Raw genomic sequence first — 10,784 nt, 5'->3', positions numbered from 1 at the left:
CGTGCGCCGAATCCACCGGGATGAACCAGTCCTGGTAGCGGTTGCTGTGGTGCACGATCCAGCCGCGGGCCCGCAGGGTCTCCCCTTCCAGTGCCTCGAAATCCCAGCCCGGAAAGCGCTCGCGGTCGGCCTTGTCGATGCGCAGGGCCACCCGCCCCTCGAGGTTGATCCAGATGTTGTGGCGACTCTCGCCCACCGATTCCACCCGGCCGCGGACGATCGCCGCGCCCTGCACGTGATCGGGGATGCCCTCGCTCGAAGGCAGTCCCGGATCGTAGGCGGACAGCGACCAGATGCCACGACCGGCATCGCGGGCCTGCGTTTCGCGTTCGAGGAGGCAGTCGGCCAGTTCGAGGTTGGGGGCGACGAACACGGCCATCGCCATCCCCTGCTCGAGCAGCTGCGCTTGCACCGAACGACCGTCGGGCAGGTAGAGATAGGACAGCCGGCGGCCGTAGCGGTCCTCGCCCTCGCTGGCATCGACCACGGTCACGCGGTTCTCGGACTCGGCCAGCAGCGCGCGCAGGGCCTGCGTCGCCTCGTTGGCATAGGGCTCGTCATCCGCACCGTCGCGCCCCAGCTCGGGGGTGTCGATCCCGACCAGCCGCACGCGATCGCCGTTGGTCAGGCGGACGGTATCACCGTCGTTGACGTGGCCGACCGTGGCGGACTGGCTCGCCAGTTCGGCCGGCGGGGCACAGTCGCCCGCGGGCGACCGGGGCGATTCCTCGGCCACGCAACCGCTGGAGACGACCAGCGCGGCAAGCAACCAGGCCAGGCCCATCGAGCGCGCACGAAAAAGGGCACCCGGAAAACCCGCAGTGCCCTTTCGCTGCGTCCGGCCGAACGGCAGGAACGCGACCATGACGGTCTTACTTCTTCTTCTGGCCGTAGCGGTTGCGGAACTTGTCCACCTGCTTGGCCATGCTGCCCTCGGAGCGCTTGCCGGTGAAGAACGGGTGGCTCGCGGAGGACACATCGATCTTGACCAGCGGGTACTCGTTACCGTCTTCCCACTTGATGGTTTCCTTCGACTTCATGGTCGAACGGGTCAGGATGGCGAAATCCGCCGCGACGTCCTGGAACACCACCGGCTGGTAGTTCGGGTGAATGCCTTCTTTCATCTCGATTCTGCCCCTGGGTATAGGTTCGAAAGTTGGGTCGGATGCCGCCGGGGCCGCATCTCAGGTTGATCGTCTTCGGGTTTTGCCCCTGCGGGGCCGCCGCCCCGGCGCCCGCTCCGGGCTCGGCAATCGCCACGGGCGTACGCGGCCGGGACGGCCAAGGCGCGAGATTCTACCCAAACTCCGCCCGGCGCACAAGCCACCTCGGGCGATGAGATCACCACGCTCAGGGCGTGCGTGCCAGTGCCCATACGGCGACCGACTCGACCCCGCCGCGACGCAGCGCCGAGGCCAGCGCGCGGGCGCTCGCCCCCGTGGTGAACACGTCGTCGACGATCGCGACCCGCCCGGGCAAGGCCCCGTCGGCCACAAAGGCCCCGCGCAGGGTCGCGCGGCGGGCCGACGCCGACAGTGCGGTCAGCGAGCCGGTGTCGCGCAGCCGCCGCACGCCGTGGCGCAACAGCGGCACCCCGGTCGCCCGCGCCACGCCCTCGGCCAGGAGCCACGACTGGTTGAAGCCCCGCCGGCGACGTTGGCGCGAGTGCAGCGGCATCGCCACCAGCGCCTCCACTCCGACCGCCGCCGCGTCGGCGACGACGGCATCGGCCAGGGTCGCTTGCAACAGGGGCAGGACGCTGAAATCCTGACGGTACTTGAGCCGATGGATCAGCGCGCGCACCGGGGGGTTGAGATCGACCGCCGCCAGCACGCGCTCGAACGGCGAAGCCCGTCCGACGCAGGCCGCGCAGGTCTCGGCGGTCCCGTCCCCGGCAGCCAGTGTCAGCCCGCAGGCGCGGCAACGCGGCTGCCCCAGCGCGGCGCGCCATTCACGGCGGCAGTCCGGGCACAGCCCGTCGGGGTCGAGGGTGTCGAGACGACAGAGATGACAGGGCGCTTCGAACCAGCGCCGCCGTCGCGAGGGCATCCATTCCATGCTAATCTGCATTCCATGCGCATATTTAGAGGTCGCAGCATCATGAACCACGACGCGTCCGCCGAACACCTCGAAAGCAACGACGAACACGTTCCCACCCGCATCTCCGGCAAGTCCGCACGGCGGGCGGCCACCTGGTTCAACTGGGGAAATATCGTCGCGATGATCGTGCCGCTGCCGCTGGCGATCTTCTGGACCGGCCTGTCCATGCTGATCTACGCCCTGAACAAGCACCACCCGAACCCCAAGGTGGGCCATTACACCCAGTGGGCCGCCTATCGATTCTACTTCATTGCCGGCACGGCGGTGGTCATCGGCACGTTCGCCCCGCCCAGCCTGACCTTCTATCTCGTGCTGTGGGCGATCTCCGCGGTGATCATCATCCCCTGGTCGCTTTACGATCTGTACCGGATCAAGCAAGATACCTGGGAAGATTCCTTCACCGAACCGACCGAATCGTTCGAGGATCACTGATTCCCATGTCCCGCCCGCCCTGGCGCAAGCAGCAAGCGCTCGACCTGTTCGAAAAGCCCTTCAACGACCTGCTTTTCCAGGCCCAGACGGTGCATCGCGAGCACTTCGACCCCAACGCGGTCCAGGTCAGCACCCTGCTCTCGATCAAGACCGGCGCCTGCCCGGAAGACTGCAAGTACTGCTCGCAGAGCGCCCGCTACGACACGGGCCTCGAGCGCGAGCGCCTGCTGCCGCTCGACGAGGTGCGCGTTGCCGCCCGCCGGGCCCGCGAGAAAGGCGCCTCGCGCTTCTGCATGGGCGCGGCCTGGCGCAACCCCACCGACACCCAGCTCGAGCGGGTCATCGACATGGTGCGCGTGGTCAAGGAGACCGGCATGGAGGCCTGCGTCACGCTCGGGATGCTCAAGCCCGAACAGGCCAGCCGCCTCAAGGAAGCCGGGCTGGACTACTACAACCACAACATCGACACCTCGGCCGAGTACTACGACCAGGTGATCACCACCCGTTCGATCGACGACCGCCTCGAGACGCTCGACCACGTCCGGGAGGCGGGCATCAACGTCTGCTCCGGCGGCATCCTCGGGATGGGCGAGTCGCGCGAGGATCGCGCCTCGTTCCTGACCACGCTGGCCAACCTCGAGCGACCGCCGGAGTCCGTGCCGCTGAACATGCTGGTGCGCATCCCCGGCACGCCGATGGCCGACGTGCCGGCGCTCGACCCGATCGAGTTCATCCGCACCATCGCCGTGGCCCGCATCATGATGCCGAGCTCGCACGTGCGCCTGTCCGCCGGTCGCGAGGGCCTGAGCGAGGCCATCCAGGCCTGGTGCTTCTTCGCCGGGGCGAACAGCATCTTCTACGGCGAGAAGCTCCTGACCACCGAGAACGCCGATGCCGAGGCCGACGAGGCGATGTTCGCCAAGCTCGGCCTGACCCCGCTGATCCCCGAGGGCTGCCAGCTCGACGAACCGGCCGACAACGCGCCGGCCTCCGTCTCGGCCTGATCGGCAACGACCCGACGGCCATCGCGGGCCGCGACTGACCAACCGGTCGGCCGCGGCCCGTTTCGTTTGGCAGGCCGAGCAATCAAGGCCCCACTTCGGGAGCGGGCCCTGCCCGCGAAGGCCGCAGCAGCGGCCGCTCCGTTATCAGGCCGCCAACAGCCCATGAAACGGACACGGGGACCCGCGCCTCGTGGCGCGGTTCGCTTGCAAGGCAAGCTCCCACAATGGGGCCGCTGTTCGGCGCGGCTTCAGCCGCGATGGCGTGGTGGGCGTATTCGGCCATCGCGCCTGAAGGCGCCCCTACCGGTTCACCTGATCGCTACTCGCCGGCTCGACCCCGACCTCCACCTCGTCCGGCGCGAGGCACACTTCGTCATTGCAGGCCTGCAGGTCGAGGCGCAGGCGCGTCGGCGTCGCGCCGGCCACGGGCACCCGCAGCTCGAGCATGCCCTCGTAGACGTCGATCGCCGAACGCGCGAACTCGGCGCGGAACGCCTTGCCCGCGGGGTAGTCGATCGCTCCGATCTCGCCGTCCACGGCCGTCACGCGAGTGGGCACCAGGAAGTCCTCGCTGGCCGGATTGGCATTGACGTGAAAGCCCTCGTCGATCTCCACTCGCACCACGATGGCCGCGCCGTCCTCGACCTCGCGCGCCTCGACCGTCACGTGGTCCCGCGTCTCGCCCGGCCCACCGTCGCCCTCGTCGGCCTCGGCGAGTCGTGCCGCCTCGCGCGCCACCACCTCGGCGCGTGACGGGCGGGCCAGCTCGCCGACGAGAAAGCCCCAGTCGCCCGGGGCAGCGTCCACCTCGGCGGCGAACCCGGCCAGGGCCCGCACCGCCCGGGCCTGGCGGACCGGTTCATCGAGCGACAGGCCGAGATCGAGCAGGAACACCACCGCCTGCGAGTGACCGGAGGGGGCGACGTCATCGCCCTCCGGCGGCGGGCTGAGCGGCAATCCGCCGCCCGATTGCGGCGGGCGTTCGTGCAGCCGCCCCGACTCGTCGAGGTAGTCCCGCTCGATCGCCGCGGCAATCCTTTGAGCGCGGAACAGCCAGCGAAGGTCGTGGCTCGACCCGTAGAGTGCCAGCATCAGCCGGCCGGCGGCCGCGTAATCGGCGAGAAACGCCTCGCCGGAGACCTCGCCGTCGTAGGCCTGCCGATTCAGGCGGCGCTCATCGGCATCCCAGAGCCTCGCCCAGAGCCAGTCACCCACCGCCTGCGCCCGCTCGTGCCAGTCGCCCCGGTCGAGCGGCTGGGCGGCGGCGAGCAGGCCCAGCCCGGTCAGGGCATTGAACTCGGCGACCTGCTTGCGATCGCGCCTGGGCAGGCCGCGGGCCTGGCGGGCCTCGAGCAGGGCGGCGTAATCGGCCTCGAAGGCCTCGATCGACTCGGCCAGCTCGCCTGCCTCGAAGGCGGAAAAGGCCCGCCCCACGTCGAGGTTCACCGCCCCGCCATCGGGCAGTTCGTGGTCGATGCGACTCTCCGGCAGATCGACCAGTTCGTGCCAGTCGAGAAATGCCTCGGCCTCATCGCCGAGCCGCTCGCGGATCTCCTCGGCGGAGAAGACGTAACTCCCGCCCTCGATGCCGTCGATTTCGGCGTTCTCGGCGGTGAAGAAACCGCCGTCGTCCGCCCACATGCGCCGCTCGAGGTAGTCGACGCTGCGCACGGCCACGTCGTCGAACCAGTCCTCCTCCAGCCGCTGTCCGGCACGGGCATAGATGCCGACCAGCTGGGCGTTGTCGATCAGCATCTTCTCGAAATGGGGAATGGCCCATTCGGGATCCACCGTATAGCGATGAAAACCGCCGCCGACATGATCGAACAGCGCCCCGACGCTCATCGCCGCCAGTGTCTGGCGCAGCATTTCCTCGGCCGTCGCGCCCAGCTCCTCGTCGTCGAGCGCAGCGACCAGCAGACCCAGGCGCGGCGACTGCGGGAAACGGCTCGACTGCCCCGGCGGGGCGAAACCGCCCACCAGCGGGTCGAACTGCCCCTCGAGCGCCTCGAGCGCGCGCGACCGCCAATCGACCAGGTCGATGCGCTCGGGCGCCATCCCCGCGCTCGCCCCGTCGCGCAACTCGGCGGCGGTCTGCTCGGCACGCTCGAGCAACGGGTCGCGATCATCCTGCCATTGCGTGGACAGGCGCTCGAGGATCTCCGGGAAGCTCTCGCGGCCGGGCAGCGGCTCGGGCGGGAAATAGCTGCCGGCGAAGAACGGCTCGAGGTCCGGGGTGAGAAAGACGTTGTTGGGCCAGCCGCCGCCCTCGCCCAGCGCACGCGTGGCGGCCATCAGCACGCGGTCGAGATCCGGGCGCTGCTCGCGATCGACCTTGATGTTGACGAAACCCTCGTTCATCGCGCGGGCGATCTCGGGGTCTTCGTAGAGCTCGCGCTTGGCGACGTGGCACCAGTAGCAGGTGGAGTAGCCCACCGAGACGAAGATCGGCTTGTCCTGCTCGCGCGCCAGGGCCAGCGCCTGTTCGCCCCAGGGATACCAGTCGACCGGATTGTCGGCGTGGTCGCGCAGGTAGTCGGAGGCGGTCCCGGCAAGCCGATTATCGGCAACCACCGGACCACCGGCCATCAGGCCCAGCAGCACGAATGGCAGCAAAAGCGTGGGCAATCGACTCATGGGGACGAACTCGTTGAAGGATAGACTCCAAGAATGGCACAGCCCGTCGTGCAATGCGGCATCAGGCAAGCCGTCCAGGTGGAGACTCTGCGCGAATGCCACTCTGGCCCGGGCATTCGCGCAGAGTTTCCCTTGGCAGTGCTAGTCTTGCCCCTCTACTCCCTTTTCATGCAGGACACGACATGTTCGAAGCCGCCGAACTCGGCCGCCGCCTTTCCAAGGCCGACTTCAAGGCCGCCGTGCCCGACCTGCGCCTGCAGTTGCTCGAGGCGCAGCGACAGGCGCGAGCCGCCAACCTGCCCGTGCTGCTGCTGATCAACGGCGTGGCCGGCGCCGGCAAGGGCGAGCTGGTCAACCACCTGCTCGAATGGCTGGACTCGCGCGGCGTGCAGACGCACGTGTTCTGGGACGAGACCGACGAGGAGAAGCAACGTCCCCGCTGGTGGCGTTACTGGCGGGCGATGCCGGGTGGCGGCGAGATCGGCGTGCTGTTCGGCGGCTGGTACCAGCATCTGATCGAGGACGCCCAGCAAGGGCGACTGGCCGAGGACGGGATCAGCGGCGAACTCGAGCGCATCCGCGAGACCGAGCACATGCTGGTCAATGGCGGTGTGCTGCTGGTCAAGTTCTGGTTCCACCTGCCGGCGCGCGAACAGGCTCGCCGGGTCAAGGAGCGTCGGCGCGACCCCCAGAGCCACTGGCACATGGCCCCCGAGACGACCAAGGCGGCCGACCACTACGACGAGTTCATCGACATCGCCACCCGCGTCGTGCGCGAGACGGATACGGGCGAGGCGCCGTGGTTCCTGATCGAGGCCACCGACTCGCGCTTCCGCGACCTGACCGCCGGCAAGACGCTGCTGCGCGCCATCGACACCTGCCTGGCCGGCGGCGGCAGCAAGGATCCGGTCAAGGTCTCGCACGCCCCGGCCCTGCCCGAGGCCGACAGCGCCCGGCGCACCATCGTCGACCTTGTGCCCGCCGACCGCGTTCTGGAAAAGTCCGACTACAAGAGCCACAAGCGCAAGCTCGACGCCCGGCTCAACCGGCTCGGCTGGGAGGGATTCGAGGCGCGGCGGCCGGTGGTCGCCCTGTTCGAAGGCTGGGATGCGGCCGGCAAGGGCGGGGCCATCCGCCGGCTCACCGAGGCGCTGGATGCGCGACTCTACCGTGTGATCCCCATCGCCGCGCCCACCGACGAGGAGGCCGACCACCACTACCTGTGGCGCTTCTGGCGACAGATCCCGCGCGATGGCTACTGGAGCATATTCGACCGTTCCTGGTACGGGCGGGTGCTGGTCGAGCGTGTCGAGGGGCTGGCTCCGCAGCCCGACTGGGCGCGCGCATACCACGAGATAAACACCTTCGAGGAGCAGCTTGCCGAGCACGGCGTCACCCTGCTGAAGTTCTGGCTCAACATCACGCCCGAGGAGCAGCTCAAACGCTTCCAGGCCCGCCAGCAGACGCCCTACAAGAAGCACAAGATCACCGCCGAGGACTGGCGCAACCGCAAGCGTTGGGACGACTACAAGGCCGCGATCAACGAGATGGTGATCCGCACCTCCACCGAATACGCGCCGTGGCACATCATCCCGGCCAACGACAAGCGCTACGCCCGCATCGAGGTGATGCGCATCGCCGCCGAGGCGGTCAAGCAGACGCTCAAGCGTGACCGAGACCGCAAGGACTGACGTGACGGCAGCAGGGACGACGAGGCCATGAAATTCAGTCACCACCTGCGCGAGACCCACGGTAGGCAGATCGGGGTGATCACCTTCGCCTTCGGCGTGCTGCTCGCCGGGATGATCCTCGTGGTGGCCAACGGGCTGTGGCAGAACCACCGCCTGCAGGTCGAGCTCCAGAGCGTCACGCAGGACCACGGCCAGCGCCTGCAACTGGCCAGCGACCTGCTGGAGGCGGCCTACAACCGCCACCAGACCATGATCAACCAGCTGCTCACCCACGACCCGTTCGAGCGTGACGCGCTGATGATGGACTACCACAAGTGGGGCAACCGGGTCGGCGAGACGCGCAATGCCCTGATCGCGCGACTGGACGACGAACGCAGCCTGGCACTGATGGAACGACAGGACGAGCAGATCCCGCGAATCGTCGAACTGCAGGATCGTGTGGTGGATCTTGCCGCTCGCGACGACCTCGAACCGGCGATGCAGATCGTGCGCAACGAGCTGTTCGACCTCGACCGCGAGTTCGACGGCGTGATCCAGGAACTGCGGCGCCACGAGCAGGGCCTCATGCAGGCGGCCATCGATCGCGCCCGCGACACCGCCGAGACCTCCCGCCAGTTCATGCTCTGGTTCGGCATCGGCGGCATACTGTTTGCCGCCATCCTGATGGCCACCACCCGGCGCACCTTCCGCCGCCTGCAGCACGATTTGCACGAACAGGCCGAGCAACTCGACCAGACCGGCGAACGCCTGCGCTTCGAGGCCAACCACGACGCATTGACCGGCCTGCTCAATCGCCGCGCGTTCTACGCGCAGGCCGACCACTGCCGGCGTCGCGACGGGTCCGGGTTCGCCCTGGCCTACATCGACCTCGACTGCTTCAAGCCGGTCAACGACCAGTACGGCCACGCCATCGGCGACCACGTCCTCGCCCACGTGGGGGAGAGGTTGCAGGCATTCGCCGGGGACACCGGCCTGGTCGCCCGACTCGGCGGCGACGAGTTCTGCCTGCTGCTTCCCGACGATGACGACCTGCCCCGGCTCGAGGCCGCCCTTCGCGCGGAGCTGGAGCGCCCGCTACAGGTAGACGGCCACCAGGTCGAGCCGCGCCTGAGCATCGGCTGGGCCCGTTGCCCGGCCGACGGCACGGAACTCGACGGGTTGATTACCCGCGCCGATGGGCGCATGTACGAGCAGAAAGGCCAGCGGCGCGACGGACCGGCGGATCGCCGCGAGTCACCGACGACCGGTAGCGACTGACCGGCGGGATCAGGCAGCCGGACTCGTGCCAATCCAGGCGGTCGCGATACCGAAGTAGATCAGGATGCCGCCGATATCGGCGATCGAGGTGATCAGCGGCGCCGAGGCCGTGGCCGGGTCGAGGCGGAAGCGGGTAAGCAGGAACGGCAGCAGCATCCCCACCATGCTGCCGAAGACCACCACGGCGATCATCGACAGGAACACCACGTTGGCCAGCATCGTCCCGCCGTAGAACAGCCCGATGCCCCAGGCCGCCGCCCCCATCGTCACGCCCAGGGCGGTGGCCACGCCCAGTTCCCGGCCCCACAGGCGCAGCCAGTCCTTCGAGGTGACGTCGCCGGTCGCCAGCGCGCGCACCATCATGGTCGCCCCCTGCGAGCCGGCGTTGCCGCCCGAGCCGATGATCAGCGGCAGGAAGAAGCTCAGGACCACCGCCGCCTCCAGCGTCTCCTCGAAGGCCGAGACCGCGCCGGCGGCGAAGATGGCAAGGAAGACCAGCAGCAACAGCCAGCCGATGCGTTTCTTGAACAACTGCAGGACGGACGCGCCGCGCAGGCTCACATGCTGCGCGCCCAGGCCGCCGAGCTTGTGGATGTCCTCGGTGGCCTCTTCCTCGACCACGTCCATCACGTCGTCGATGGTGATCATGCCCAGCAGCACCCCGCTCTCGTCGACCACCGGCAGGGCGGTGAGATCGTAGTGCTGGATCAGCCGGGCGGCCTCCTCGCGGTCCTCGGACACTGCGATGCTCACGGGCGCGTCGCCGAGCAGCGACTCGACCCTCGCCTCGGGATCGCCCAGCACCAGCCGGCGCAGGCCGATCCGGCCGAGCAGCCGGTCGTCCGCGTCGGTGATGAACAGCTCGTCGACCGTCTCGCTGCGCCCGGCGTGCTTCTGCACGTGACGAAGTGCATGCGACAGCGTCCAGGCCGGGTCGAGCGCGATGAACTCCGGCGTCATCAGCCGCCCGGCGCTCTCGGGCGGGTAGCCCAGCAGACGCATCGCCTGTCCCACCCGGTCCGGGCTGAGCCGGCGGACGACCGCCTCGCCCTGTTCGGGCGAGAGATCCTCGAGCAGCGCGGTCAGGTTGTCCGGGCGCAGGCCCTCGATCAGTTCCCGCGCCGTCGCGTCGTCCAGCCGCTCGACCAGCGCGAACTGCTCGCGCGGCTCGAGAAAACCGAAGACCTCGCCCCGCCGTTCCGCCGGCAGCACGTCCAGCACCCGGCGCATCCCCTCCGGGCCCAGCCCGGCCATCGCCCGGGCGATGTCCTGATCGCGCACCGCCGCCAGGTCGTCGCACAAGGCTCCAGCCCCGAGCTCGCCGAGCTCGAAGTGCTCGAACGACTCGGCAAGCTGCTGGATTTTCTCGGACTGCGGCATCGGGGGGCTCCGAACGGGTTGGATGGCCGGGGTGATGACAGGCTATCGGCTTGTGGTACGGCAAGGGGGAATATAGCCGCCAGCGGCGGCTTGTTACCAATACGCCCCTTTTGCCGGACATCACGGCCATGGGGCAGAACCAGCCGGCCGGCCTCGTCCCTGAAGGCCATGTCAGTGACCGTTCCAGGGCGAGGCACAGTTACACGTGTCTTGATGCTGGATGGTGTTTCGCGCGCCGGTTGCGCGAGCAGGCACGGAATTGTCGCCGTGCGCGGCGCGCGAG

Annotated in this window: 9 protein-coding genes; 4 read left to right on the top strand and 5 right to left on the bottom strand. The window is 68.7% G+C overall.

All coding sequences use genetic code 11. The annotated features are described in order from the left end of the window. From ACLFRM_RS07735 to ACLFRM_RS07725, 3 genes are all read right to left on the bottom strand, one after another. On the bottom strand, positions 1-784 hold a 784-nt coding region (locus tag ACLFRM_RS07735), incomplete at its 3' end, for a thermonuclease family protein (RefSeq protein WP_410755164.1). Between the two features lie 88 nt (positions 785-872). Continuing rightward, on the bottom strand, positions 873-1,124 hold the full coding sequence (locus ACLFRM_RS07730) for a type B 50S ribosomal protein L31 (protein ID WP_410755163.1): 252 nt from the start codon (positions 1,122-1,124) through the stop codon (positions 873-875). A 226-nt stretch (positions 1,125-1,350) separates the two neighbouring features. Further along, positions 1,351-2,058: a ComF family protein gene (locus ACLFRM_RS07725; protein ID WP_410755162.1), complete on the bottom strand. Its 708-nt coding sequence runs from the start codon at positions 2,056-2,058 to the stop codon at positions 1,351-1,353. Positions 2,059-2,100: 42 nt separating this feature from the next. On the opposite strand from ACLFRM_RS07725, the gene ACLFRM_RS07720 reads away from it, so the two are divergent. Beyond that, positions 2,101-2,532 carry a hypothetical protein gene (locus ACLFRM_RS07720; RefSeq protein ID WP_410755161.1) on the top strand — a complete coding sequence of 144 codons (432 nt, stop codon included), beginning with the start codon at positions 2,101-2,103 and terminating at the stop codon, positions 2,530-2,532. A gap of 5 nt (positions 2,533-2,537) precedes the next feature. Next, a complete protein-coding gene (gene bioB / locus ACLFRM_RS07715; protein WP_410755160.1) occupies positions 2,538-3,536 on the top strand; it encodes a biotin synthase BioB in 999 nt (332 codons plus the stop codon). Between the two features lie 300 nt (positions 3,537-3,836). Here the strand turns inward: bioB and ACLFRM_RS07710 are convergent, their stop codons facing one another. Further along, positions 3,837-6,173, bottom strand: a complete 2,337-nt coding sequence (locus tag ACLFRM_RS07710; protein ID WP_410755159.1) for a DUF255 domain-containing protein — start codon at positions 6,171-6,173, stop codon at positions 3,837-3,839. 182 nt (positions 6,174-6,355) lie between these two features. On the opposite strand from ACLFRM_RS07710, the gene pap reads away from it, so the two are divergent. Then, entirely contained in the window at positions 6,356-7,864 is a 1,509-nt protein-coding gene (gene pap, locus ACLFRM_RS07705) for a polyphosphate:AMP phosphotransferase (protein WP_410755158.1), read from the top strand. A 27-nt stretch (positions 7,865-7,891) separates the two neighbouring features. Next, entirely contained in the window at positions 7,892-9,121 is a 1,230-nt protein-coding gene (locus ACLFRM_RS07700) for a diguanylate cyclase domain-containing protein (protein WP_410755157.1), read from the top strand. A 9-nt stretch (positions 9,122-9,130) separates the two neighbouring features. Here ACLFRM_RS07700 and mgtE read toward each other — a convergent pair whose 3' ends face one another. Further along, positions 9,131-10,501 carry a magnesium transporter gene (gene mgtE / locus ACLFRM_RS07695; protein ID WP_410755156.1) on the bottom strand — a complete coding sequence of 457 codons (1,371 nt, stop codon included), beginning with the start codon at positions 10,499-10,501 and terminating at the stop codon, positions 9,131-9,133. Positions 10,502-10,784 lie beyond the last annotated feature (283 nt).

The organism is Guyparkeria sp. (genome assembly GCF_046540515.1).
In the GTDB taxonomy this organism is placed as follows: Bacteria; Pseudomonadota; Gammaproteobacteria; order Halothiobacillales; family Halothiobacillaceae; genus Guyparkeria.
This window is presented reverse-complemented; position numbering and strand designations above follow the sequence as displayed.

Coding starts and splice junctions, on each gene's coding strand:
- ACLFRM_RS07725 (WP_410755162.1), bottom strand. CDS start 2,058: ATGGAATGGATGCCCTCGCGACGGCGGCGCTGGTTCGAAGCGCCCTGT.
- ACLFRM_RS07710 (WP_410755159.1), bottom strand. CDS start 6,173: ATGAGTCGATTGCCCACGCTTTTGCTGCCATTCGTGCTGCTGGGCCTG.
- ACLFRM_RS07730 (WP_410755163.1), bottom strand. CDS start 1,124: ATGAAAGAAGGCATTCACCCGAACTACCAGCCGGTGGTGTTCCAGGAC.
- ACLFRM_RS07700 (WP_410755157.1), top strand. CDS start 7,892: ATGAAATTCAGTCACCACCTGCGCGAGACCCACGGTAGGCAGATCGGG.
- mgtE (WP_410755156.1), bottom strand. CDS start 10,501: ATGCCGCAGTCCGAGAAAATCCAGCAGCTTGCCGAGTCGTTCGAGCAC.
- bioB (WP_410755160.1), top strand. CDS start 2,538: ATGTCCCGCCCGCCCTGGCGCAAGCAGCAAGCGCTCGACCTGTTCGAA.
- pap (WP_410755158.1), top strand. CDS start 6,356: ATGTTCGAAGCCGCCGAACTCGGCCGCCGCCTTTCCAAGGCCGACTTC.
- ACLFRM_RS07720 (WP_410755161.1), top strand. CDS start 2,101: ATGAACCACGACGCGTCCGCCGAACACCTCGAAAGCAACGACGAACAC.